23 protein-coding genes and 1 other annotated feature are annotated in these 25,997 nt (G+C 52.2%); of the genes, 17 read left to right on the top strand and 6 right to left on the bottom strand.

From position 1 onward, the window contains the following. The first annotated feature begins 238 nt into the window (after positions 1-238). The 5 genes from JUF22_RS08020 (at position 239) to JUF22_RS08005 (ending at position 3,435) form a co-directional block, all read left to right on the top strand. Positions 239-1,066 carry an EAL domain-containing protein gene (locus JUF22_RS08020; RefSeq protein ID WP_203645392.1) on the top strand — a complete coding sequence of 276 codons (828 nt, stop codon included), beginning with the start codon at positions 239-241 and terminating at the stop codon, positions 1,064-1,066. Next, complete coding sequence (locus tag JUF22_RS08015) at positions 1,041-1,574, top strand: hypothetical protein (protein ID WP_203645390.1); 534 nt, start codon at positions 1,041-1,043, stop codon at positions 1,572-1,574. The genes JUF22_RS08020 and JUF22_RS08015 overlap by 26 nt, the downstream gene beginning before the upstream one ends. A gap of 8 nt (positions 1,575-1,582) precedes the next feature. Next, positions 1,583-2,290, top strand: a complete 708-nt coding sequence (locus JUF22_RS13940) for a glycosyltransferase family 2 protein (RefSeq protein WP_505744141.1) — start codon at positions 1,583-1,585, stop codon at positions 2,288-2,290. Further along, positions 2,242-2,907 (top strand): glycosyltransferase family 2 protein, encoded by a 666-nt coding sequence (locus JUF22_RS13935; RefSeq protein ID WP_505744140.1) that lies wholly within the window; start codon positions 2,242-2,244, stop codon positions 2,905-2,907. The genes JUF22_RS13940 and JUF22_RS13935 overlap by 49 nt, the downstream gene beginning before the upstream one ends. A gap of 204 nt (positions 2,908-3,111) precedes the next feature. Continuing rightward, complete coding sequence (locus tag JUF22_RS08005) at positions 3,112-3,435, top strand: MazG nucleotide pyrophosphohydrolase domain-containing protein (protein ID WP_203645388.1); 324 nt, start codon at positions 3,112-3,114, stop codon at positions 3,433-3,435. Positions 3,436-3,497: 62 nt separating this feature from the next. Here JUF22_RS08005 and mnmM read toward each other — a convergent pair whose 3' ends face one another. Both mnmM and JUF22_RS07995 read right to left on the bottom strand, forming a co-directional pair. Continuing rightward, positions 3,498-4,064 (bottom strand): tRNA 5-(aminomethyl)-2-thiouridylate-methyltransferase MnmM, encoded by a 567-nt coding sequence (mnmM, locus tag JUF22_RS08000; protein WP_203645379.1) that lies wholly within the window; start codon positions 4,062-4,064, stop codon positions 3,498-3,500. Then, on the bottom strand, positions 4,065-4,703 hold the full coding sequence (locus JUF22_RS07995; RefSeq protein ID WP_203645377.1) for a phosphatase PAP2 family protein: 639 nt from the start codon (positions 4,701-4,703) through the stop codon (positions 4,065-4,067). Between the two features lie 569 nt (positions 4,704-5,272). Continuing rightward, positions 5,273-5,474 (top strand) — a binding site (T-box leader). Between the two features lie 71 nt (positions 5,475-5,545). Between JUF22_RS07995 and leuS the strand changes: the two genes are divergently transcribed. From leuS to JUF22_RS07975, 4 genes are all read left to right on the top strand, one after another. Beyond that, positions 5,546-7,975 (top strand): leucine--tRNA ligase, encoded by a 2,430-nt coding sequence (gene leuS / locus JUF22_RS07990; RefSeq protein ID WP_203645375.1) that lies wholly within the window; start codon positions 5,546-5,548, stop codon positions 7,973-7,975. A gap of 427 nt (positions 7,976-8,402) precedes the next feature. Then, positions 8,403-9,161, top strand: a complete 759-nt coding sequence (locus tag JUF22_RS07985) for a hypothetical protein (protein WP_203645367.1) — start codon at positions 8,403-8,405, stop codon at positions 9,159-9,161. Between the two features lie 10 nt (positions 9,162-9,171). Continuing rightward, complete coding sequence (locus tag JUF22_RS07980) at positions 9,172-9,843, top strand: ATP-binding cassette domain-containing protein (protein WP_203645365.1); 672 nt, start codon at positions 9,172-9,174, stop codon at positions 9,841-9,843. A 20-nt stretch (positions 9,844-9,863) separates the two neighbouring features. After that, the gene (locus JUF22_RS07975) at positions 9,864-10,262 is read left to right on the top strand and encodes a ribbon-helix-helix domain-containing protein (RefSeq protein WP_203645363.1); all 399 of its coding nucleotides are present in this window, start codon (positions 9,864-9,866) and stop codon (positions 10,260-10,262) included. Positions 10,263-10,977: 715 nt separating this feature from the next. Here JUF22_RS07975 and JUF22_RS07970 read toward each other — a convergent pair. Both JUF22_RS07970 and JUF22_RS07965 read right to left on the bottom strand, forming a co-directional pair. Then, positions 10,978-11,742 (bottom strand): flavodoxin family protein, encoded by a 765-nt coding sequence (locus JUF22_RS07970; RefSeq protein WP_203645361.1) that lies wholly within the window; start codon positions 11,740-11,742, stop codon positions 10,978-10,980. Between the two features lie 535 nt (positions 11,743-12,277). After that, positions 12,278-12,598 (bottom strand): hypothetical protein, encoded by a 321-nt coding sequence (locus JUF22_RS07965; protein WP_125765809.1) that lies wholly within the window; start codon positions 12,596-12,598, stop codon positions 12,278-12,280. A 227-nt stretch (positions 12,599-12,825) separates the two neighbouring features. Between JUF22_RS07965 and JUF22_RS07960 the strand changes: the two genes are divergently transcribed. Both JUF22_RS07960 and JUF22_RS07955 read left to right on the top strand, forming a co-directional pair. Beyond that, positions 12,826-14,466 (top strand): putative polysaccharide biosynthesis protein, encoded by a 1,641-nt coding sequence (locus tag JUF22_RS07960; protein WP_203645359.1) that lies wholly within the window; start codon positions 12,826-12,828, stop codon positions 14,464-14,466. 15 nt (positions 14,467-14,481) lie between these two features. Continuing rightward, complete coding sequence (locus tag JUF22_RS07955; protein WP_203645357.1) at positions 14,482-15,168, top strand: pseudouridine synthase domain-containing protein; 687 nt, start codon at positions 14,482-14,484, stop codon at positions 15,166-15,168. Between the two features lie 380 nt (positions 15,169-15,548). Here JUF22_RS07955 and JUF22_RS07950 read toward each other — a convergent pair whose 3' ends face one another. After that, a complete protein-coding gene (locus tag JUF22_RS07950; RefSeq protein WP_203645355.1) occupies positions 15,549-16,382 on the bottom strand; it encodes an NAD(P)H-hydrate dehydratase in 834 nt (277 codons plus the stop codon). A 297-nt stretch (positions 16,383-16,679) separates the two neighbouring features. Here JUF22_RS07950 and pepV point away from each other — a divergent pair, with 297 nt between their 5' ends. Continuing rightward, a complete protein-coding gene (pepV, locus tag JUF22_RS07945) occupies positions 16,680-18,080 on the top strand; it encodes a dipeptidase PepV (protein WP_203645353.1) in 1,401 nt (466 codons plus the stop codon). A gap of 30 nt (positions 18,081-18,110) precedes the next feature. Further along, positions 18,111-18,617 carry a universal stress protein gene (locus JUF22_RS07940; protein ID WP_203645344.1) on the top strand — a complete coding sequence of 169 codons (507 nt, stop codon included), beginning with the start codon at positions 18,111-18,113 and terminating at the stop codon, positions 18,615-18,617. Between the two features lie 117 nt (positions 18,618-18,734). Here the strand turns inward: JUF22_RS07940 and JUF22_RS07935 are convergent, their stop codons facing one another. Further along, positions 18,735-19,058 (bottom strand): PepSY domain-containing protein, encoded by a 324-nt coding sequence (locus tag JUF22_RS07935; protein ID WP_203645342.1) that lies wholly within the window; start codon positions 19,056-19,058, stop codon positions 18,735-18,737. Between the two features lie 804 nt (positions 19,059-19,862). On the opposite strand from JUF22_RS07935, the gene JUF22_RS07930 reads away from it, so the two are divergent. The 4 genes from JUF22_RS07930 (at position 19,863) to murC (ending at position 25,688) form a co-directional block, all read left to right on the top strand. Continuing rightward, positions 19,863-20,195 (top strand): thioredoxin family protein, encoded by a 333-nt coding sequence (locus JUF22_RS07930; RefSeq protein ID WP_125765816.1) that lies wholly within the window; start codon positions 19,863-19,865, stop codon positions 20,193-20,195. A gap of 23 nt (positions 20,196-20,218) precedes the next feature. Next, positions 20,219-20,857: a YtpR family tRNA-binding protein gene (ytpR, locus tag JUF22_RS07925; RefSeq protein ID WP_203645340.1), complete on the top strand. Its 639-nt coding sequence runs from the start codon at positions 20,219-20,221 to the stop codon at positions 20,855-20,857. A 196-nt stretch (positions 20,858-21,053) separates the two neighbouring features. Next, on the top strand, positions 21,054-24,221 hold the full coding sequence (locus JUF22_RS07920) for a DNA translocase FtsK (protein ID WP_203645338.1): 3,168 nt from the start codon (positions 21,054-21,056) through the stop codon (positions 24,219-24,221). Positions 24,222-24,356: 135 nt separating this feature from the next. After that, positions 24,357-25,688, top strand: coding sequence for a UDP-N-acetylmuramate--L-alanine ligase (gene murC / locus JUF22_RS07915; protein ID WP_203638807.1), 1,332 nt, complete (start codon positions 24,357-24,359; stop codon positions 25,686-25,688). The last annotated feature ends 309 nt before the right edge of the window (positions 25,689-25,997 follow it).

Genomic DNA, 25,997 nt, shown 5'->3' with positions numbered 1-25,997 from the left:
TATCCATTAGTCAATAATCCATTATTGCTATCCATTATTAACAGGATGTTACAGATTCCGGCAAAGAACTTGAATTCGGCCCCACAAAATATACAATTAGTGATGATGCTGTCTCTGGATAATGCACGTTTGCTGGCAGTTAGACGAGTAACCAGATTCAAGCGAGAAGTGACTATCAGCGGCCGTTGCGCAGAAGCGTAACGGCCTAAGAATGGTTCAAAAAGTGAGGACGAAAAGCATGTCGTTAGCCCAATTAGAGTCGGTTTTATTGTGGATTACCTTGGTTGCGGCCGTGATTTTAGTGATTACGGTGGCGATTTATTTTTGGTATTCCCGGAAAAATTCGAACAACTATTTGGAGAATAAAGAAATTGAGTTGCGGTACTTCATTCAAAAGCAGGTCGACTTCCGCGGGCAAACGACTGGTTATGAGTGTCTGTTGCGGCAACACAATGACGATGGGTCTTGGTCGTTGCCACAAAAATTGGACTCACTACCCTTACAGCGAGTGATTTTTTTGCTGGAGGACACCTTCAAGGCGTTACCCCGCGAAGACATTACCTTGTCGATCAACCTGGAATACGATCAAATTTTAAGTCCAGACTTCCATTACTTTGTGCGCTGGGCGATTTCAAAAATCACGCCGATGAATTTGGCGGTCGAGTATACGGCTAACGGGCAAGAAGGACGTTTGAATCGGCGGTTATTTCTCAAACGCATTCGGGATGGTCGGGCGTATGGCATGCGGTTTGACGTGGATAACGTCGGGTCCAGCCTGGAAAATTTGAAGAACGTCAAGTGGCTCTTGCCGCAGGTCGATTCGCTCAAGTGTTCCATGCGGAGCTTCAGGAAGGAAGATCCTTCCGTGTGGTTGGATCTGAATTTACAATATTGGAACCGGTTGTCCCAGGAAAATCACATCCAGTTGATCTTGATGGGTGTGGAGGACGAGGCGGACGAACAGCTCGCGGAACAGTTAAAAATTCGGGTCCGGCAGGGGTATCGCTTTGGGCGCCCGGCTAACCCACAGGAGGCAATGGATGACCAAAAAATCAGCAACAAGTGAGCGTGATAGTGCCAAGGTGAAGCAACAACTGTATACCGACGCTTATTTTGAAAAGGGCCACTGGGGCCTGAAAATTTGGCAGACGCTGGTCGCCATCTTTGGCTGGATCTGCGTCATTGTGCCCGTGGTGATTACGGTCACGTCCTTTTGGGCGGCGTACGACCCGAAGATTCCCCACCTGTGGTCGTACAACGAGGGGATTTTTGAAATCAAGTTTATTGGGATCATCCTGTTGTTTGCCTTCGTGATGGTCTGGCTGTTTGCCGTGGGGATGACGATCATTCAGAATCGTAAACGTGACCGGGTCGTGGAACAGTGGCCGACGTTTAACCCCATCAATCAAAAGAAGCGGGAGACGGCCCTGGAAAAATTCATGGACGAGCGGTTTGGCGACGAAGAATTTCGGCACAACGTTCGGACCTACCAGGTCAAGCCCGAGCAAAACCTTGATACGGATCAGATTCACGATTTGTACGAGAAACACGATTTAAATGATTTAGATGACTAGGAGGTCCCATGTTTAACGTCTTTATTGATAGCATTTTAAAAGCGACACTGGGGCAGACCCTGCTGAACATTTTTCTGTTGATTCTCTGCCTGTACCCGGTAGTGGGGTCGTTCTTCTGGTTTGCGGGCGCGCTGTCCTACCGCTTTTTTAAGACCAACAAGCGCGACTACGACTGGGAAAACATCCCGGTAGATCAGCAACCCATGATCACCATCATGATTCCGGCGCATAATGAAGAGGTCATGATTGAAGAAACCATCACGTACCTGTTTGACCAGCTGAACTATGATAATTTTGAGGTGCTGGTGATGAACGACGGCTCCAGCGACGATACCGGGGCCATCATTACCCGCCTACAGGAAAAATATCCGCGGCTACGGACCGTTGAAATTTTGAAAAATAAGGGCAAGGCCCACGCGTTTAACATCGGCATGTACTTTGCCAAGGGCGAGTACATTCTAAGCAACGATGCCGACACGATTCCCGAGCCCGATGCGTTGATGAAGTACATGAACTTTTTCATGCGCGACCGGGACATGAACACCTCCGCCGTGACCGCCAACATGGACGTGCAGAACCGCTCCAGCCTGTTGGGCAAATCGCAAACGGTGGAATTCACCAGTATCGTGGGGTCATCAAGCGCAGTCAGACGGCCATCAATGACTCGATGTACGCCTACAGTGGGGCCAATACCCTGTATAAGAAGGACTTTTTGATCGATGTCGGGGGCTTTCGGCAGAACCGGGCCACGGAGGATATCAGTATTGCCTGGGACCACCAGATGATTGGCGCCGTGCCGCGGTTCGCCCCGAACGTGATTTTCCACATGAACGTGCCGGAAACGATTCGGGACCTCTACAAACAGCGGAAGCGCTGGGCGCAGGGGGGCACTGAGGTCTGGTTGACCAATATCAAAAAATTTGTCTTTCACCCGATTCAGCACCGCTACCAGATTTCCATGTTCGTGGACTCCACGCTTTCTATTTTGTGGTCGTTTTTCTTTACGCTGACCTCGCTGTCATTCCTGGCGACGATGGCAATGTTCCTATTTACCGGCAACTACGAGCGGGTCCTCCACGGTATCGTGATTTCATTTATCTTCGTGACCTTTGAAATCTTCGCCGGCTTCATGCAGCTGCTGGCGGCGTTGCTGTTGGACCATCACGGCATTAAGCTCAAGTACATCCTGTTTGCCCCGCTGTACATGCTGTTTTACTGGATGGTCAACCCAATTACGGTTGTGATGACGTTCATCCCCGCCTTGAAAACGATTCTGGGCTTTGGCTCGGGAACCTGGGTCAGTCCGAAACGGAAGTCGTTGCAGAAAAAATAAGCGGAACCGGCTGCCTTTTTGGCCCACGTTTCGGCTATATAAAATAACGAACGAGTCTGGGAAAATCTCAGGCTCGTTTTTGTGTGAAGCCGCCTACCGCTTGGTATAACTAAATTTGTAAGACGTGGTGGGTTGCCGGGAGCAAGCACTATGGTATTGTTAGAGGAACGACAAATTTTCACGGCAGACAGGGAGGTCGTCACATTGGATATTGATGAACATCAACGGTGGTTAGTGGACTTTTACAAGCAACGGAATTGGTATGATTACTCGCCTTTCATCCATTTGAATTTCTTGACGGAAGAGGTCGGTGAACTGGCGCGGGCGGTGCGAGCCATTGAGATTGGGCGTGACCATCCCGGTGAGGCGCACAAGTCGTCGGCCGTTTGGGAAGCGAACTTGCAAGAGGAACTGGCGGACGTCTTGGATCAGGTGTTGATGATCGCTAGTCAGTACGACGTCGACCCGCAGCAGTTGTTGCAGGCCAGTCAGGATAAACTGACCAAGCGATTCCACACCGAAAAATAAATAATTAAAACGAAAAAGCGTTAGCCAACGGTCCCGGTGGGGATGGTGGCTAACGCTTTTGCTTACCGCCGCTCAATCGCGAGCAGAAACGGTGGCGTATGAATTTGATTGATAAAGCCATATTGCAGGACCTGATACGTCTTTTGCGGTAACGCCTGGCAGAAGTCCACCACGGCCTGGCGTTCTGTCTGACCACCGGGGTGACCGGCGTAGACGACCAGGATGATGCGTCCGCCACGAGGCAGATGGGGTAGCAACGTTTTCACGGCGGCCAACGTGGTTTCCGGTCGGGTGATGACGGATTTGTCGCCACCGGGCAGGTAGCCCAGGTTAAAGACGGCCGCCGTAACGGATTTGTCGGGGTCTAAGAACTCACCGACGTGTTCGTGGCCGGTGGCGTGGAGCTCAACCTGAGCGCCGAGGCCAGTCAAGGTTAATTGTTGCTGGGTGGCGTCGAGAGCGGCCTGTTGAATGTCGAAGCCGATAACGCGGCCAGTCTTACCGACCAGGTTGGCGAGAAATAGGGTGTCGTGGCCCTGACCAACGGTGGCGTCAACCACGGTCATGCCGGGACCGACGATTTCAGTTAAAAGCGTATGACTATAAGTTAAGGCATTTGGTAAATTCATCTATAAGGCATCTCCATAACGGGTTAAGAACCATTGGGTCAAAGTCAGGAGGACAAAGCCGAGCGACCAGCCGCCAATCACGTCGGTCGGGTAGTGTACGCCCACGTAGATTCGCGTCAGGCCAATGATGGCAATCCAGATGCTCAGCAGGAGGGTCACCACCCAGCGCGAATTTTTGTGTTGGCGCAACGACCAGCCCAGTAAAATAATCAGCGAGCCCCACAGGAGCATGGCCGTAATGGAATGGCCGCTGGGGAAGCTGTAAGAGCTGGCACTAACGAGGCGGTCAACCGTGGGCCGCGGCCGTTGGACCAGGTGTTTGATCACGCTGTTACCGATACCCGCCCAGACCAGCACGTTAAAGGCCAAGAAGAGGGCACCCCGGTATCGCCGGAGAATTACCAGTGCGGCAATCAGCAGTAGTGTGACCCAGGTCACAGGCTTGGGATTGCCGGAGTGGGTGATCCAGATAATGGCGTGCGTCAAGCCAGTGGGCAAGGGCTGTCGAATCCAACCAATAATCAGCTGGTCAAACGCCTTAATCCACGATTGCTGGAACACAACGCCGAAAAGGTCAATCAAAAAGAGAATTCCCGCGGCCCAGGTGAAGCGCCAGCGGGTTTGTGAAATGGTCGTCAAAAAAGGAGACCTCCTGTGAAATAGAATCATGACTTGAAGAGCTGACCAAGGCTGATGTAAAGGCGTGGTCAGTCCTTTTAATAATAATTTCAGTATAGCACAGGGGGGTCACGAATAAGCGACTGAGTTGATTGCCTATTGAAAAATTAATATTAGGTTGGGACTCAAATATACTGGGGATGAAGGACAGAGGCGCAAAGGAATCGGTGGTTAAAGTTGACAAGTAACGAAAAGAAACCATTAACCTTGAGGTCAGGAGAACGGGGTTCTGACGCCCTAAACTAGTGTACGCCGCAGGACCGGTGAAAATGGACTCAGCCGTGGGAATTACCTAAGCGGCGTTTTTAGCCGCTTAGGTAATTGATATCTTTGAGACGCGGTAGCGGCTCAAAGTAAGGTGGAAGACCGCCCTTTGGCTTCCGCCGTTCGCCCACAGCGTCCCGGTCCATTTTTACCGGTCCGGAGGCACTGGTTTAGGACACAGAACAGAATGGAATTATTCGCGGAAATGGCGGGGTTGCCCTTGCTTTTCGGGAAGGGGTTTGCTAAGATGAAAACAATCTGATTAAGCAAAGACGTTGATGAGAAGTAGTAGTTTGACGGGGTATTCAGCAAGCGGATGGTCGCTGTGAATCCGTTACCCAGTCGGACGAACTTGTCTCGGAGTCTTCTCCGCTGCAAAGTGGGCGTTTGGCGACGTTATCAGCCGTTAATGAGCCTCGGTACAAGACCGGGGAAATGTAGGTGGTACCGCGCTGACACGCCCTACAGAAGCTGAATTTTGGGCTTCTGGGGGCTTTTTTTGTGGCTCAACGTTGAAATTGAGAAAGGGAGCGAACAATTTGGCATACGAACACCAAATAATTGAACGTAAATGGCAACATTACTGGCGGGTCAATGAAACATTTAAGACCTCTGACAATCAAAGCAAACCGAAGTATTACGTGATGGATATGTTCCCATACCCTTCAGGTCAAGGACTCCACGTGGGTCATCCCGAAGGTTACACGGCAACCGACATCATGGCCCGCTTGAAGCGGATGCAAGGCTTCAACGTCTTGCACCCAATGGGCTGGGACGCTTTCGGCCTACCCGCTGAACAGTACGCCTTGAAGACGGGGCACAACCCAAAGGACTTCACCGCGCACAACATCAAGAATTTCAAACGCCAAATTCGCTCACTTGGGTTCTCTTATGACTGGAGCCGCGAGGTCAACACGACCGACGAATCCTTCTACAAGTGGACGCAGTGGATTTTTGAACAAATGTACAAAAAGGGTCTGGCTTACGAAGACAAGATCATGGTCAACTGGGCGCCTGATTTCATGGGTGGGACCGTTGTGGCCAACGAAGAAGTTGTCGATGGGAAGACGGAACGGGGTGGCTATCCCGTTTACCGCGTCCCAATGCGGCAATGGGTTCTGAAGATCACGGCTTACGCTGACCGTTTGCTGGATGACTTGGACGACCTGGATTGGCCGGACAGCATCAAGGAAATGCAACGTAACTGGATTGGCCGTTCCGAAGGGGCCAGCGTCTTCTTCCCAGTTGCTGGACAGGAAGACACCAAGGTCGAAGTCTACACGACGCGTCCTGACACGTTGTTTGGCGCAACCTACATGGTCTTAGCGCCAGAACATGCCCTGGTTGAAAAAATCACGACACCGGAACACGCCGCCGAAGTCAAGGCTTACCAACAAGCCATTGACAGCAAGTCTGACCTGGAACGGACTGACTTGAACAAGGACAAGACCGGGGTCTTCACCGGGGCTTACGGCATCAACCCAATGAGCGGCGAGAAATTGCCAATCTGGATTGGGGATTACGTGTTGTCTTCCTACGGGACTGGGGCCATCATGGCCGTGCCTGCGCATGACGACCGGGACAACGAATTTGCTCAGAAATTCAACCTGCCAATCGTGCAAGTGATTGCTGGGGATGACGATACCGACGTGCAAGCCGCTGCCTACACGGGCGATGGCAAGCACATCAACTCCGACTTCCTGAACGGGTTGAACAAGAAGGACGCCATCGCAGCGGCTATCGACTGGCTTGAGGAACACAAGGCTGGCCACAAGAAGGTCAACTTCCGTCTGCGGGACTGGATCTTCTCTCGTCAACGCTACTGGGGTGAACCAATTCCTGTCATTCATTGGGAAGATGGCGAGACCACGTTGGTTCCTGAAGACGAATTGCCATTGAAGCTGCCAGCAGCTAAGCAACTCGAACCTTCTGGGACCGGTGAAAGTCCATTGGCTAACCTGGACGACTGGGTCAACGTCGTGGATGAAAACGGGCGTAAGGGTAAACGTGAAACCAACACCATGCCACAATGGGCTGGGAGTTCATGGTACTTCTTGCGTTACATCGATCCACACAACGACGAGGCCATTGCCGACCCTGAAAAGCTGAAATACTGGATGCCAGTCGACCTCTACATTGGTGGGGCCGAACATGCCGTACTGCATTTGCTGTACGCACGGTTCTGGCACAAGTTCCTGTACGACCTCGGTGTCGTGCCAACCAAGGAACCCTTCCAGAAGCTGGTTAACCAAGGGATGATCCTCGGGACCAACCACGAAAAGATGTCCAAGTCTAAGGGGAACGTCATCAACCCCGACGAAATCGTCGACAAGGTTGGAGCCGACACCCTGCGTCTGTACGAAATGTTCATGGGGCCATTAGAAGCTTCCAAGCCATGGAGTACGGAAGGTATCAACGGTTCCAAGCGTTGGCTCGACCGCGTTTGGCGTCTGCTGATCGATGACAACAACCATCTGCGTGACCGGGTCACGATGATCAATGATGGCACGTTGGATAAGATCTACAACCAAACCGTTAAGACGGTGAGTGAAGACCTCGAAGCCATGCGCTTCAACGTGGCCATTTCCCAATTGATGGTCTTCGTCAACGAAGCCTACAAGGCCGACAGTCTGCCATTGATCTACATGGAAGGTTTCGTCAAGATGATTTCTCCAATCGTTCCCCACATTGCCGAAGAACTTTGGGCCTTGATGGGTCACGACGACACGATTTCCTACGCCAAGTGGCCAACGTATGACGCCAAGCAATTGGTTGAAGACGTGGTCGAATTGGTCGTTCAGGTCAATGGTAAGGTCCGGGCCCACTTGAAGGTGGCCAAGGACGCTGCTAAGGACGATATCGAAGCCCAAGCCTTGGCTGATGAGACGGTTAAGACCCATACTGATGGCAAGACGGTTCGGAAGGTCATCGTCGTCCCAGGCAAGCTCGTCAACATCGTCGCCAACTAATTTCAACATCTGTCCTTGCCGCCTCGGCGGTCAGGGACGCCACCCCTATGGGGACCGACCGAAGCCACAGAGCGGTCTTCGGTCTCGGTTCCAAGCCGCACAGAACGCGCCTTGCAACACGTCCCGTATTCTAAGACCGGGAAATCGCCGGCCTAAGAATACCGACATAGGGGTTCTGTCCCTGACCGCCTTCGGCTAGGACTGTGCGTTGAAATGACTTGGTGAGCGTTGTATCAGTTTTAGCGTTTTTTAAAGAGCTAAGTATAACTAGGTTAATCCCAGTTTATTTGAAAATTAAAGTGTCAGTCACTTTCCTAATCGAAGGTAGCTGGCACTTTTTGTTTGGCATGGGGAATTTGATGTGGATAATGAGGGGCATCAATGCAGATGTTCTGCTTGATTGTGGGGCAATAGGGAGGGATTCAGAATGTGGCGAAGGTTGAAGATTCTTAGTCGCTTTGAATTGCGGCAAACTTGGGATGAAAAAGCGATTCTTTTTTACACGTTGGTTGCGCCCACAATTTACTTTGTGATTGCGACCGTTAGTTCCGGTGGCCACCCATTTGGGTTACACAACGTGGCGTACCAATTACTGGGGTACTGGGCATATATCGTTCTGGTTGGCGTGCTGAACGGGTTTCAGTTTGGGCTGATTGGGATGCGGGAGAGTAACTTTCTAAAAATGTTTACGATTATTGCCGGGGACAAGCGATTGATTTTTTATAGCAATTTGCTGGTCCAAATTGTGTTTATTCAGATTGAAATCGTGGTATTTGACATCATCGTGCTGCTGTTAAATCCGGCCTCACTGAGTCTAGTGCCCCTGATGGTGGGCGGCTTCTTGATGAACTTCCTGTTGATTCCCATCGTGGCCGGCTTCACGAACTTTATCCTGATGTTGCCAATCAAGCTCAACGTGGTGTCGCTCATGATGATGGGGTACATTTTCTTGGGGATGCTGCTGATCAATCTGCCGTTTAACCCAGATTCAGCGTTGGGCATCATTTTGACGGCCCTGAACCCCTGCAGTTACATGATTGTGGCGTACGGGATGCTGTTCAATTTAATGGGACCGGCGACCGGACTGATGCTGGGCGTGTTGGGTGTCGTTGCCCTGTTCTACCTGGCCGTGGGCTTCTACCCCGTCCGGCACATGAAGCTACAATCGTACACCAGTCGTTATTAGGAGGCGCACCATGCAAATTGACAATTTTTCGTACCAGTTACCCGATGGTCGCCAACTATTTGACCATTTAACGGCGACGTTTGAACCGGGCAAGCTCAATATTCTCTTAGGCGTGAACGGCGTGGGCAAGACAACGCTCCTCGACTTGATTGCCGGAGTCAGCGAGCAACGCCACTTACCATTCACCGGCTTCCCGACCATGCAGCGGATTGCTTATCACATGCAGGGCGCGCCGTTCACCGGGACCGCCACGGTTTTTGAGACGATTAAAATGATGGCGGACCTGGATCGACCCGCAGAGAATTTTCAAGTCGACCAGTTACCTGAGAACCTGCAGGTGATTGCCCACACGCGGCTGAAAGATTTATCGGGCGGCCAGCGGCAGTTGGTCTTGTTGGCGGGGGTTTGTCAGCTGGAACGTGACCTGTATCTGTTCGATGAACCGGAGAGCGGCCTTGACGTGAAGGTGGCCGTAGCAGTTATCGACCAGATCAAGCAGCTGGTCGCGCGGGGCAAGACCGTCATCATGACGACCCATCAGTTTCGCAATCTACCGACGGAAAACGTCCACGTCTTGGTCTTGGCGGGCCAGTGCATCGCGTTTAGTGGCAGCCCGGCCGAGTTGATGGCCGAGACCGATGCCGAGACGTTGGAGGATGCTTATTTGAAAACGGATGCCTAAAGATTGGGGGAGGCACAGCGATGATGCAAGATTCAAAGAGAGTGTTTATGACATTGTCGGCCACGGAATTGGCGCAAATTGATTTATTGATCGACCAGGGAATCGTGCACTCACGCACGGAATTCATCCAGCGGGCCATCAAGCAGGAACTGCTGGCCAACCGGGCCATTATTCAAACGGTCAATGCGGAAACATTTCATGGCCGCTCGTTGGAAACGCTGGTCGGCAACTACACGTACACCGATGAAGACATCAACGACCGTCTGCGGCGGAATGGTGCTAGTCAGCTGTTTATCGTCGGGCGACTGGACCTGACGCAGATTCGGCAGGAGGACAACCTGTTTCGAGCCATTAAGTCGTTGACGGTCGTCGGCAAGTTGGTGGCCAGTGCGACGATTCAGGCGCATTATGAGGACTAGCAAAAAGGGTGATGACCCAGCCAACCGGCCCAGTCATCACCCTTTAGTGTATGCAATTGGTTAAACGATTTGTGGCCGCCTCCGGGCTGGTGAAAATTGCGTCGAAATGCAGTGCTGTCCGTTCCCGGCGGCGGGCTCAAAGTGCCCTGCTGTGGGGTCGGTTCCAGCCTGAGGGGCGGGCTTCCACCTCAACTTTGAGCCTGGGGTTCGGTCTCAAAGGTTGCCCCATGGGCTAAGCTGAGAAAAAGCGCTCAGCTAAGGCCATCGACACAGCTGGTCACTTTGGCCCGCCTCTGGTCACTTACATCTACCGGATTGCCTCATTTTCACCAGTCCTGCGGCTGACATTGGTTTAACCCGTGGGTTGCCTACCAATCACTACCGTCTGAAAGTTGTCTAAATGGTGTAAGTGTTACCCCTAAAACGGGGAAAAGCCGGGGTTCAGTCTGTGTCAGCCGTGAGGATCGGTCAAATTAAAAGTAGAGTCCCGAAACGACGCGGGCATGCGGGGTTAAGCCAGTCTAAGCCGTGAGGACGACAAAAATGGACTCAGCCGTGGGAATTAAAGAAGCGGCTAGCCGCTTTTTTAATTGGTGATTTTGAGACACGATTCTGTGGCTCAAAACAAGCTAGAAGACCGCTCTTTGGCTTCTAGCGTCCTGCCCACCGCGTTCCGGTCCATTTGACCGGCCCGGTAAGGCGCACTAGAACTGGCTTAACGCCGGCGGTGACGGACGAAGGTGAAGAAGTGCAGGATGCTTGCCAGCAACACATAGAAGATCACCACAAAAGTTGCGTACGTCAGCCAGAATTTACCAGCCGCAAAGACCCCGAACCACCAGGCTTGCAGGCCCATGGTGATCAGCGCCATGATGGCAATCATAAAGAATAAAAGTATGTAGCGTTTCAACGTGTTATCATCCTTTCGTGGCCGGTCAGCGATTTTCTTGCCCCAGCGCTGGCATTCGGCAATTTTTTCTGGGCGAGGCGCGTGGGTCCCCCAGGTTCCGGTGCCGACGAACTCGCCGACCTTGATCAGACCAGCCCCGGTTAAGATGCGGTCAATCGTGACGAAAGTTTGGTCGGTGATGCCGGTGAAAAAGTTTTCCGTGGAGCTGATAAAACAGGTGGTCATGCTTAAGTAATGTTTATCCTTATATTTACCGGGTAGCGTGTCGGCCACGGAATTCATTTTCACCAAACGGAATCGCATGCAGTCAAAGAACTGCTTCATGACGCCGGACATACCACCCCAATAAGTTGGCGCACAAACAATCCAGAAGTCACTGGCTGCCATCTTGGCCTCAATCTCATCCAACGCCGGGCAGGCCTGTTCCTTGGTGTCAGGGTAAATGTCATAGTCCCGGAGAAACACGGTCTCCACCTCGGCCGAAGCGGGCAGGGTATCTAAAACAGCCTGCAAATAGCCAGCGGTGATGCCTTGCCGCTCGTGACTGCCTAACAATGCTAAATAACGCAAATAAATCGCCTCACTTATCACTCATTCTCAATGTAATAAAAAAGTCGTCACACTAAGTCATTCACAGGATAAGTATACCGCATTTAGAAACGGATAATCCTCTGAAAGACTGACTTAGCAGGCGATAAGTCGCTTTCAGTGTTGCAATTTTTTTGCTCAGATTCAAGGTCGGAGGAGGCCGTACGCACTGTTTGGCAGTTGACTACTAGTGAACAACCTGGTCGGCCGATGACGAGTTTAGACGTGCATGCTAGTGAAAATGCGTGGTCGATGTCAGTGACCAGAGGCGGGCCAAAGTGACCAGCTGTGTCGATGGTCTTAGCTGAGCGATTTTTCTCAGCTTAGCCCATGGGACAACCTTTGAGACCGCACTTCGGCTCAAAGTTGAGGTGGAAGCCCGCCCTTCGGCTGGAACCGGCCCCACAGCAGGGCGCTTTGAGCCCGCCGCCGGGAACGCAAGCAGAGCACCACCCATTTTCACCAGCGAAAAAAATAAACCCTGTCGGCCGACTGGCTAACAGGGGAGAAACAAAGACTAAAGAATTTCAGTTAAAATAGCAAAGAACCGATGACTGACAACGGCTTCTTGGCCGCTCTTAGAGAGTTGATAGTTTAATAAATGCCGATCGAATTCGTGGAAGAAGACGTTGGCCATTGTTTGATAATCACTATCATTCGTCTGATCAATACGCTTAAAGCTGCGCCACGTGGAATAAATTAACTGGGCATCTGGAATCGATGCTAACTCTGGGAAGTGGGCCCGAATACTCTTGGTCATCGTTACGACCTGTTTTGCTCGTTCTGGTGACATCTGCATCTTCGGTGCTGCGCTGGAACCAGCTGTTGCCTGCGTCATGTTGGCATTCCTCCTTGAATAATTACTGTTTCTCGACTAATTCAAGCATACCACTGTTAGTGGCATCCGGTAAGCAAGATGCTGAGAAACTGCGAATAATCACGAAATCTTTACCGAAACCTGATATTTACTAGGGAAATCCTATGGTATAATGTTTGTTTGATTAGCTCGGCCATTTTCGGGTCGGGACAAACGATGAATTTTAGAAATTGAAAGTAGGGTGTCAAATGGCGGCAAGGTCAAATCAAACCGGAAACCAAGGAAGTGCGCAAGACCAAATGGTTGCTGGGTCGGCGTGGATGACGGCGGGGAGCATTTTTTCTCGGATCCTCGGCGCCGTGTACATTATTCCCTGGAACATCTGGTTCGGCGCATTTTATCTACAAGGTAACGCGCTCTATGGGAAGGGTTATAACATCTACAGCTTCTTCCTGATTGCGGCAATTGCCGGGGTGCCTTCGGCGATTGCCAAGCAGGTGGCTCACTACAATGCTCTAAATGAATACGGGATTAGTGTCCGACTGTATAAACGGGGGCTGGAAATCGCCATTGTTACCGGGATCTCCATTGCGCTGCTGATGTACTTTGGGGCGCCGCTCTTTACCGGGGGCGATGCGCACCTGGTGTCCGTCCTGCATTCACTGGCCTGGGCCATCCTGATCATCCCCACGATGAGCCTGACGCGGGGGTATTTCCAAGGCTTCCAGCAAATGGCACCGTCAGCGATTTCCCAATTCGTGGAACAGCTGGTTCGGGTCGCCTACATGCTGATCACGGCCTTCATTATCATGCGGGTCTTAAATGGGAACTGGGTCACGGCCGTGTCGCAATCTACCTTTGCGGCAGCCATCGGGGCCTTAGGTGGCCTGCTGATCCTGGGGGTCTACTACTGGCGTCGGCGGCATTATTTCCGCGACCTGGTTGCTAACAGTAACAACGAGTTAGTGGTCCCCGCCAATCAATTATATAAGGAAATCATTGCGCAAGCCGTGCCGTTTATTGTCTTAGGGGCCGGTATTACCATCTTCCAATTGATTGACCAGTACACCTTTGCGCCCATCATGCACATGGCCGGCACCTACACGGATGCCCACCTGAACGACTTATTCGCGTTGTTCGGGGTTAACGCTAACAAATTAATTATGATTACCATTTCACTCGCGTCGGCCTTGGCCGTGACGGTCGTGCCGTTACTGTCCGAGTCCTACACGCGGGGAAATAAGTCTGAAATTTCTGCGCAATTATCGAACGCGTTTTTGATGTTTGAATTCGTCATGATTCCTAGCGCGTTGGGGATGGCCGCCATTGCCGGCCCGCTGAACCTGGTCTTCTATGGCCGGTCACACGCTGCGTTGGCCGCTTCCATCCTGGCTTTCTCGTCATATCTGTCGATTTTGCTGGGCCTGTACACGGTGGTTTCCGCACTGATGCAGGGAATTTCGCAAAATAAACGCGCGGTCCGGTACTTCTTAGTCGGGACCGTCGTGAAGTTTATTGTCCAGTGGCCGCTGGTTTACTTCTTTGGCGCCTTTGGACCACTGATTGCGACCGGGATTGGCTTCACCGTGACCTGCTACCTGATTATTCATTCGCTCGATGTGCAATTTGGCATTAATTTTGCCCACATTGCTAAGAAGACGAATGGCATTCTGTTGACCTCGATTGGCACCTACGTGTTAGCCCGTCTTGTGGCTTGGATTGGCGCGTTCAGTGGCAGTCAGGGCCGGGTCGTTAACTTCTTGATTGTCATGGTCGCGGTCATCGTGGCCGGTTATTTCTACGTGTACGTCGTTTTACGAACCCGGTTAGCGGATTCCATCTTGGGCCCACGAATCGCTGGACTGCGGCGACGCTTGCACATTCGTTAGAGGAGGCAAAGTGCGATGAACATTGAACGTTACTTAACGGAACATCGTCAGGGCACCCCGGGTCAGATTTTCCGGTTGCTTCGGCAAGGCCGGGTCACCGTCAACGATTTGGTAGTGGACTCGCCTCGTGAAAATGTGACAGCGACCGACCAAGTCCGCGTCGATGGACTAGCGGTCACGGGCCGGCAACCCCAGTATCTGGTGTTTAATAAACCGGTAGGGTTCGTTTTAAACTTGGAGCCAACCAGTCAACGCAGCTTGGGCAGTCTGCTCAATGCGTTAGACCAGCAACGGCCACTTAAAGCCTTGGCAGATTTGCCCAAGGAAGCGGTGGGGGTGGTCGTGGCCAGTGACGATGAGCACTTCTTAGCCGACGTGACGGCCCAGAACTGGGACAGCACGTTGCAGGTCAGTCTGAGCGGGACAACGGTGCCCACATTGACGACGAATACGGCGTTCAAACAGGTCACCTCAAGTGTGGACCAGGTCCACCAGAGTGTGACGCTGACGCTGGTAACCAGCGATGTGCCGGCAGGGATTGCGGCATTGTCAGCTTTGCCAGCCGTGAACGGCCCAGTCAATCGCACGGCACTCGGTCCCTTAACGTTGCCAGTGGATCTACCGGTCGGCACGTATCGCGGACTCTTCGCCACAGAAATTGATGCGGTGAGTTCGTTAGAAAAGGTGACGACACAGAATTAGACTTAAGAAAGATAAAAAATAGGACTGATTAGCGATTCCCTGTGGGAAGGCTGATCAGTCCTTTTCTGTATGCATTGGTTTTGAGGCCAATGTTACTTGATACAGAGAATGGATTGTTGATGAACTAGTTTACTGTTAATCGGACAAGGCAACGTAACCTAACAGACTATTGATAATTAGAGATACTCTGTCAGTGACCAGAGGCGGGCCAAAGCGCCCAGCTGTGTCGATGTTCTTGGCTGAGTGGGTTTCTCAGCTTAGAACATGGGACGACCTTTGCGACCGTACTTCAGGCGCAAAGTCGAGGTGGAAGACCGTTCCTCAGTCTGGAACCGGCCCCACAGCAGGGCACTTTGAGCCCGCCGCCGGGAACGAACAAGTTAGTCAATCATAGCCTCATGTTGTTTCATAAACGTGGGGAGGGCCGCCGCAATCTGGCTAGGCAACACCACATACTGCGTCTGTGCCAGCTCTTCGGCTATGGCACTGTGACTGTAGACCGCCGCACAGACGGCCGGGTCCGTGGGATGAAACTGAGCCACGAAGCCGCCAATCATCCCCGCGAGGGTGTCGCCCATGCCACCGGTGGCTTGCGCAGGCGTGCCCAGTGGATTGACATAGGTCTGGTCCGTCGTGTAGATTTCCGTGCGATGTGATTTGACCACCACCGTGGCGTGTAACTGATCCACGGATGCCCGGTTGGCAGTTGCCGTTTGGTCCGTGATGGCGATGCCACTGAGTCGTTGCCATTCCATCTGGTGTGGCGTGAAAATCAAATGGGCTTGTGGCAACGACAGATGATCCTGGGCAACCAGTGTGATGGCCGACCCGTCGATCACCAACGTCTGCTCGGACGTCACGGCACTAAAGACGTTGGCCAAGACGGCTTGGGCCTGGTTATCCGTCCCAAGACCGGGGCCAATGACGACCACGTCCGTTCCCTTGATCAGCGATTGCGTTTGGGCAAAGTCCGTGATGTCCGCGAACATGGCCTCGGGGAGTCGCGCGTGCAGACTTCCTTGATTGCTGGCGTCGGTGATGGTCGTGACCAGTCCCGCGCCGGCGTACACGGCTGCGGCGCTCGCCATTAGGATGGCACCGCCAAAGTTGCGGTTGCCACCAATCAGGGTGATGCGGCCATAGGTGCCTTTGTAGCTGTCAGCCGGTCGCTGACGAATCGTATCGGTTAAGATTTTATCGGTTAAAGTTTCCATGAGTGGGCCTCCTCGTTCACCAATTCAGTATAGCACGGCCGGTCACAGGCGCACGTGTCAAATCAACCGGAACGGGGCACAGCTACTTAACCGCCTGAATTGAAAATTTACACCGTTAAATTGGCTTACAATTGCGGGGCGGTATGCTAAAATTGACGGTAGGTCACTGAGTGGGCGTTGCGGCAATGAGCAGCAGTTTTTCGGCTGATTGGACCACGCAAATTGACAGCGTTATTTTAAATGACCCGCATCAGTGATCCGGACGTTAAGTCCCAATAAAATGAAGGAGGTCCAATCATGGCAATTGATTGGCAAAAGCTATCTGAACAGTACCAAGAGGACTACCTGGCAGACCTAACAACGTTGGTCGGCATCGATAGTGCTCGTGATGATTCACAGGCCACCGATGAGTACCCACTGGGTCCCGGTCCGGCTAAAGCTTTGATTGCATTTTTAGGCTTAGCACAACGCGATGGATTTAAAACGAAAAATTTAGACAATTTAGTCGGTTACGTCGAATTTGGTGAAGGGGATGACACCTTAGCCATCCTCGGCCATGCCGACGTGATGCCCGCTGGTAAGGGTTGGCACACGGATGCCTTCACGCTGACGGAAAAAGACGGTAACCTGTACGGTCGGGGAACGTCCGACGACAAGGGGCCTTCACTGGCCGCTTACTACGGCTTGAAGATGTTGAAGGACCAAGGTATCTTACCTAAGATGAAGATTCGTTTCATCATTGGGACCGACGAAGAAAGTGACTGGACGGGGATGAACCACTACCTCGACCTCGAACCAGCCCCAACGCTGGGCTTCTCACCCGACGCTGAATTCCCCCTGATCAATGGTGAAAAGGGGAACGTCACCTTCACCACGACCTTTGCTGGGACCAATGGCGACGCGGATGCCCTGCAAGAATTCGATGCTGGGCTACGGGAAAACATGGTGCCACGGGATGCCGAAGCCATTGCCCAAGTTGCCAATGGTGACCAGGTTGTGGCTGACTTTAACAGCTTCCTGGCTGACGCACCCGTTACCGGTGAAGCTTCTGTTGAAGCCGATGGCGTGCATTTCCACGTGATTGGGAAGGCCGCTCACGGGATGGAACCTAAGAACGGCATCAACGCCGGGACTTACTTGGCCACCTTCCTGAACGGCTTGAACTTTGGCGCCGACGCAGCCGATTTCTTAGGCCTGTTAGCCAACCAGTTGCATGACGATTCACGGGCCAATAAATTAGGCATCGCCTACACGGACAAAGTCATGGGTGATTTGACCATGAACGTAGGGGTTCAAACCTTTACCGCCAACAAGGCCGCCTTGATCAACACCAACTTCCGTTACCCAACTGGTACCGGTGCAGCGGACATTCAGGCTGGTTTAGCGAAAGCAACCGCTGACATGAACGTTGAACTCAAGCAAGGTCGCGAAATGGTGCCACATTACGTTGATCCAAGTGACCCAATCGTGGCCACGTTGATGGACGTTTACCGGCAACAGACCGGCGACATGGATGCCCAACCAGAAGTTGTGGGTGGGGGCACGTATGGCCGGCTGATGAAGCGTGGTGTGGCCTTCGGGGCCTTATTCCCCGGCACGGCTGACACGATGCATCAAGCCGATGAATTTCAACCCAAGGCCGACCTGTTAAAGGCGATGGCCATTTACGGTCAGGCCATTTACGAGCTGACCAAGTAAGCCACCGAATCTGGCGAAGGAGTGAGAGAAATGGCCGCAGAATACAAGCGTATTTTAGTGGGGGTCGACGGTTCCCGGCAGGCGCGGCGGGCGATTGATAAAGCGATTGCCGTTGCCGTGCGGAATCAAGCTGAACTGATCATCGTGACGATTATGAGTGGCGGGGATTACGTGGGCTTGGGAAGCGACACCCAGGTTGGTTTCGGGTATGTCGATCAACAAGTGATGGACGAAGCCCGGCAGGATCTGGAGGCCACCGTCGATAAATATCGGCGCAAGGCCCAAGAAGCTGGCGTAAAAGAGGTCGTGACCTCCGTGTTCTATGGGCACGCCAAAGTTGATTTGGCCAAGACCTTGCCTAAGGAATATCAGGCCGACTTGATTATGCTCGGCGCGACCGGGGTCAACGTGGTCGAACGGATGTTGATGGGGTCCACGGCGAGTTACGTGGTTGCCAACGCTATCTGTGACGTGCTGATTGTGCGGACCGATATTCACAACCAAGCCAAGAGTTTGAAGACCTTACCAACAGATTAATTTTTAGACAAACAAAGAGGGCGAAAACCGCAAAATGGTTTTCGCCCTTTTTAATTTGAACAGTAAAAAAGCGCTAGCTAAAGAAAATAGTCAACGCCAAGATTTATTCGATTAAGATTACAGCCGGTGAATGTCTAAGACACTCCCGGTTTCGGCATCGGCCACAAACTGGTACTGAACCAGCTGGTCGTCTTCATAGCGGTTAATGCCGCCATAGTAAACGCGGGACTTTACCGCGAATTTTTGAAAGGGAACCGCATGCTTTTCAATCCAAGCGCCCTCGATGGGGGATTCTTGCCGGAATTGGCGTTTGACCTGTTCCAGAATGTCATCTGGATTGAGCCGGTTAGCGCCGAATAAACGCGTGACGAAAACGCCCATTAAGCCGCCGAGCACACCGGTGAGACTTAGTTGATACAATTGTCCGTTTTTAGCAGTCATACTACCGCCTCCTACATCATTAAAATTATGGGCAAGTCAGATGGTCAGACAGTCAGATAGTGGAGAAGTGCCTCCGGGATGGTGAAAATAGGCCGGGACGCTGTGGCTTGTTCGTTCCCGGCGGCGGAACAAGGTGCCCTGCTGTGGGGCACGGTTCCAGCCTGAGAAGCGGTCTTCCACCTCGCCTTTGAGCCCTAAGTTCGGGTCTCAAAGGTCGTCCCATGTTCTAAGGTGAGAAGAGCACTCGCCTAAGAACATCGACACAGCTGGTCACCTTGCTCCGCCTCTGGTCACTAATCACCGGTTGTCTTAAGGCTAATTTTCACTATTCTGTCAGCCAATACTGACTTTGCTTATGATACATTTTGGGTAGCGATTGGGATTGTCAGTTGACAGGTTTCCGTTGAGAATAATTAGGCTTCACAGCCATTGTCACCAGACATGCAATACTCCATCGCTTCTGCCCCTAGTATAGCAATGATTTGGCGGAAGTTCCCGTAAAAAGGCAGAAATTATCGAAAAATTCGGGTGGCGCTTACAGGTTGTTTGCGAAGTCGCTGGGTTTTAGCGCTGGAGCCGGGAAATCTGGGGAGAATTTACCACGTCTTTACCCGATTAGCGGTCACGATGAGTACCCGGTCTGGGCGCTTGCCAGGTTCATGGCGTCGGCTGCATAGGGCGGGTGTCCGGTTAGATTTGTCGTCCTAAAGAGCCACGGGCAAACAAAACCCGTGTATATTTTGCCAGTCATGCTATAATGGTTCTTGTTAACTTTCAAAACTAACCTAAAAGGAGTGCTTATTCATGGAACAATTACCCAAGATGACTGCGGCTGAATTGCAAGACGTTGTGAAGGACGGCAAGACGATGTTATTCTTCTCCGCTACTTGGTGCCCCGACTGCGCGTTCATCAAGCCAGCCATGCCAGAAATCGAAGCCGAATATTCTGACTACAAATTCGTCGCGGTCGACCGTGATGAAAACATTGATTTGGCGATCGAACTCAACGTCTTTGGCATTCCTAGTTTCATCGCTTACGAAGACGGCAAAGAAATTGGCCGTTTGGTAAACAAAGATCGTAAAACAAAAGCAGAGGTAGAAGAATTTATTAATTCTTTGACGACCAACGCCAACTAAAACCCGTTGGAAAGGATTCAAACATGTTAATTGCTAGTTACAATCCCCAAGAATTAGGGGATACTTTAATTGTTGTTGTTGCGCAGGATGTTGAGACCCAAGCCCACACGGTGCGGGATAACATTGCTCGAATCTACGACGCCGCAACCGAAAAAACGTTAGGCTACAACTTCTTAGAGATTTCGAGCATCTTACCCGAAATTAGTGGCAATGGTCAAATCAACCTGTCCACAGAAGACGTTGCGGCTTTAAACACCGCTCTGGAAGACGCTGGCTTTGCCGGTGAACTGGTTGCCGAAACCAGCTCACGCTTCATCGTGGGTTACGTTAAGACGGCCACGCCACACCCCGATTCCGACCACTTGCTGGTCACGGAAACGGTCGTTGACAACGATGAATCACTTCAAATCGTGAGTGGGTCACCGAACATGCAGGCGGACATCAAGGTCGTCGTTGCGAAGGTCGGTGCCATGATGCCCAACGGTCTGATTATTTGGCCGGGCGAGCTGCGGGGCGTTGCCAGTAACGGGATGATCTGTTCCGGTCGCGAATTAGGCTTGGCCAACGCACCACAAAAACCAGGCGCTTTGATTTTACCCGATGATTACGTTGTTGGGGAACCTTTTGACTTCGAACGCGGCCAAACCATCTTTAAAGATTAAGAAGATTATTACAAAGCAGGTGAACCCTTGTCGGTGACCTGCTTTTTTGTGTACAATAGGGGAGACTAACAATTATGGATTTTATTAAATGAAAAGAGAGATTCAGGGAATGAGTTAAGTGGCCGCTAGGTTGGCGGCGTCTCCTCCCAGGAGTCATTAATTTCGACGGGTCCGCTCGTCAAGGAGGAAGAAACACATGGAGCACTATGATGGACCGGCATTTTATCGGAAATTCCCGGTAGAACCGACCCCTGAACAAATGGATGATACCACGGATGAACGGTCTGAACGACAGGTCCGGCTCCGTAAAGAACGCAATGACCGGTTACGTCTTCGCCAACAGCGCGAGGAAAAACGGGAAACGGCCGCGCAGAGTGCTGCCCAGGCCGTGTTACATCAAACTAAACAACCCAACCGACCAACGACGACCAAGCCAACACCGGCGCCGACGGCCAGTGCCCCAACGCCGGAAGAGGCAGCCGCGGCGGCTAGCGCAAACTACCGGCCCTTTGCGGTGACACAGATTCCCAAGCAACGGTCGCGGGTTTGGCAACCGGCCGTTTTACGCAAACGCTATCAGCGGCTAATCGCTAGTTTTCGCAAGGATGATGCTAGTTTCCTGCTATACGGGACGGCGGCGGATGAAGCCGCTCTCAACGCGCCGGTCACGGACACGCCTACGAGTCAGGCGGCGCCAACGGTCGTCTTCACACCGGATAGCGCGGCAACTGCAAGTTCTCAGGCCGTCACGGTGCGCTCGACAGCAGACGTGGTTGTGCAACAACTAGCGGCCACACCGGTCGTTCAAGCTGAATCGTCCGCTAACAGTGCCGCTGAACTGAGCACTGAACCAGCTGATTCAATCGCTGCTAGTGAAAACGAAACAACGCCAACTGACGATACCACCGCGGCTGTAGCAGAAACGGCCGTTGATGAATCGACGCCTCTTACTAGCGAGACCTCAGATGAGGTAACCAGCACTGAGTCGTCAGACGTGGATGAAGCGCCGGTAACGGATGAGCCACAAGTAACGACAAACGACCCAGAGACTGACACGCTAGACTCATCTGAGACAGCGTCAGAGTCAGTCGCTGATAACAATAATAATGAAACCGAAGCCGTTGATGCTGCGGAAGCAACAACGGTGGCTACTGACCCAACCGAGACTGCGTCGACAACTGATCAAGTGACCAGTGAAGCCGAGACGGCGGACGTAGCAATGGAGGCGAACAATTCGACGACCACTGAACCAACTGAGGTCGTGGAACCCGCACCAACTGAGATTTTCTATCCGGAACAGCCAGCTGATACGGCCACTAGCCAAGCCTATTTACCCGTGGACAACGAGCCCATGCCGGTAGGGGAGGCGACTGATGCCGTTGTCAGTGACGGCGAAACCGGTACCAGTGCGGCATCGGTGGACCCAAATGATAGCGTCGAGGACGTTGCCGAAGCAACTGAGCCTGTTGAGACGCCAGCTGACGAGGATGAGACCGTCACACCAGCTACGGAGACCGCTGTGCCTGAAACGCCTGCAGAGCCAACGACAATGGCCTCAGAAGCTTCAACAACGGCACAACCAACCGAAGTCACAGAACTTTTGCGGCGGGCCGAGGCACCAGAATCAGCAGCAACCGCCACGCCAGAGCCAGATCAGTCGGCTGCGGAATCAGAAACGAATTCTATGATTAATTCTGGGGATGCCGAAGATGCGTCTCCAGTTGAAGCCGCCGTGACCGCCAATACCACGCCACAGCCAGCCAAGCCAGTCATTAAGGCTAAGGCCAAGCCAACGCGCGGGTTGGGCCACTCCCTAGGCGATATCATGCAAGAGGAGGGGAATGACCAGCGCAACCTGGCCCTCTTTGACCGGGCCACAGCCACGCCTGCACCGGCGGAAGAAGCCACGCCAGAACGCGGTTACCATTTCCCAGACCTCTCGCTTTTGCCAAAGCCAGTGGTGCCCGATGAAGAAGCCTTGGATGAGTGGATCGAACACCAAGCCGAGGTCCTGGACGCCACGTTGAGTGCCTTCCATGTGGATGCCCACGTGACCGACTGGACGGTTGGGCCTACCGTGACGCAGTTCCAGATTAGCCTGGCACTGGGCGTCAAGGTCAACAAGATTACGAACTTAAACGATGATTTAAAATTGGCCTTGGCCGCTAAGGATATTCGAATCGAAGCGCCAATCCCCGGGAAGACCACGGTCGGTATCGAAATTCCAAACGTGAAGTCACGCCCAGTCATGTTATCAGAAATTTTAAATTCAGCTGCTTTTAAGAATAGTGAGTCACCATTGACGGTAGCCCTCGGGGTCGACCTCTTTGGGAAACCACAAGTGACCGACCTGCGGAAGATGCCACATGGCTTGATTGCCGGGGCGACCGGCTCCGGGAAGAGTGTGTTCATCAACTCCCTGCTGCTGTCTATCCTGTACAAGGCCACACCAGCCCAGGTCAAGCTCTTACTGATTGACCCGAAGGCTGTGGAAATGGCGCCTTATGACGCGTTACCACACCTGTTATCGCCAGTTATTTCCGATCCCAAGGCCGCTGCGGCAGCCCTCAAGTGGGTCGTCACGGAAATGGACGAACGGTACGAGAAGCTGGCCGCGGCGGGGGTCCGCAACATCGAGCAGTTTAACGACCGCGCCGATGCCAACGACGAACCGAGCCTGAAGATGCCGTACATTGTGATTATTATTGATGAATTGGCCGACCTGATGATGATGGCCGCCAGTGAAGTCCAAGATTACATCGTACGGATTACCCAAAAGGCCCGGGCTGCCGGGATTCATTTGCTGGTCGCCACCCAACGGCCAAGTGTGGATATTGTCACGGGGACCATCAAGAACAACATTCCAACGCGGATTGCGTTCATGGTTTCCAGTCAAATCGACTCACGGACCATCTTGGACACGGCCGGTGCCGAAAACCTGCTGGGTCGTGGGGACATGCTGTACCTGGGCAACGGGGCTAGTCAACCGATGCGGCTACAAGGGGCCTTTGTGGAATCCGAAGTCGACGGGGTCACTGATTTCGTGCGGACTCAGGGTCAACCACACTACGCCTTTGAACCCAAGGGCTTGCTCCAACGCGAAACGGCCGAGGAGAACCAAGACGAGTTGTTGCCGAAAGTGCTTGAATATATTGCGCAAGAAAAATCGGTTTCAACGTCTAAGCTCCAACGGGTTTTCTCCATTGGCTACAACCGGGCTGCCAATTTGATTGACGACCTCGAGCAACACCACTACGTTTCACCACAACACGGCTCCAAGCCGCGTGAAGTTTACCTGACACCAGAAGACTTGGGTAAGGACTTGCCGGAACCACACGACCAGGGTGCACCATTTTCATCTTAGCTTGAACAGGCCTCACCGTCTTTCTCCGCCGACTTCTTTTAAGGGGTGGGGGGATATGCTAAAATGAATAGAGAGTCACTTGGCTGGTGAGGGGTGTCGGAGCCTTACCGAAAGAGTAGAAAAGAGGATCATTTGATGGATAACGCAACGGTTTACCACTTTGTTGGGATTAAAGGATCAGGGATGAGTGCCCTCGCTCTGATTTTGCACGATAAGGGCTTTAAGGTTCAAGGGTCAGATATTACCCAGTACACGTTTACGCAACGCGGTCTGGAACAGGCTGGCATCGACGTCATGGCGTTTGATGAAGCTAACATTCATGAAGGGCTGACGATTATTGCCGGTAACTCCTTCACGGATGATCATCCTGAAATTAAAAAGGCCCGGGAGATGGGCTTACCCGTCTACCGGTACCATGAATTCTTAGGTCACTTAATCGAAGGCTATACTAGCATTGGTGTTGCCGGTGCCCATGGGAAGACCAGCACGACTGGTCTGTTGTCACACGTGTTAAGCGGTGTGGCCCCAACCTCTTTCTTAATTGGTGATGGGACTGGGAAGGGGACGCCTAACGCCCGCTTCTTCGTTTACGAAGCCGATGAATACCGGCGTCACTTCCTGGCAACTAAGCCAGACTACGCCATCATGACGAACATTGACTTCGATCACCCCGACTATTACACGGGTATCGATGATGTTTACAGTGCCTTTGAAACCTGGGCTAACCAGGTCAAGAAGGGCATCTTTGCCTGGGGCGATGACCCTGAGCTGCGGAAATTAAAGACGGACGTGCCAGTCTACTACTACGGGACTAGCGACCGCGATGATTTCCAAGCCAAGAACATCAAGCGTTCAACGACCGGTTCGAACTTTGACGTTTACCACGGCGATGAATTCTTAGGCAACTTTGAAATTCATCTGTACGGCGAACACAACGTGCTGAACAGTCTGGCCGTCATTGCCGTGTCCTACTTTGAAAAGGTCAACATGGATGAAATCAAGCATGAATTGGCCGACTTCAAGGGGGTTAAGCGTCGGTTCACGGAACGTAAGTTAGCTGACATGACCATCATTGATGACTACGCGCACCATCCATCTGAAATCAAAGCCACGTTGGATGCCGCTCGGCAAAAGTATCCGGACAAGGAAATCATTGCGGTCTTCCAGCCACATACGTTTAGCCGGACGATTGCCTTGATGGATGACTTCGCTAAGAGCCTTAACTTGGCCGACAAGGTCTTCTTGACCAACATCTTCAGTTCTGCCCGGGAAACTGCCGGTGCGGTCTCCAGTAAGGATTTAGCTGCCAAGATCGTTAAGGGCGGCGAGATCTTAACCGTCGACAACATGTCGCCATTACTGGATTTCCATGACGCCGTTGTGGTCTTCATGGGTGCCGGGGACGTGCAAAAGTACGAACGGTCTTACGAAGAATTACTGAGCCATTTATCACTTAAAAACAATTAAATTTATGGGACGCTGGTTGGCGAAATGTCGCTGACTGGCGTCTTTTTTATTGGAAAAATTATGGCGATTGGAAACTGTGAACGAATTCTAAGTGAAATGAGTGGGCTGTCGAAACACTGATGGGACAGGCGATGAACGGACTTAATCCATTAGTTAGATATGAGTTGCACTTCGGCTGAGAACCTGTATTCTAATAACTTAAGGGCTCAGGGGAGTCCAATTTATTTTGGGGAGAGAATGCAAGTGAATACAGCAACGCAACACAATTGGTGGTACAACCAGTTATTTACCAACTGGAAAAAGTTTGAA

The organism is Levilactobacillus lanxiensis (assembly GCF_016861655.1).
Taxonomy (GTDB): Bacteria; Bacillota; Bacilli; order Lactobacillales; family Lactobacillaceae; genus Levilactobacillus; species Levilactobacillus lanxiensis.
This window is presented reverse-complemented; position numbering and strand designations above follow the sequence as displayed.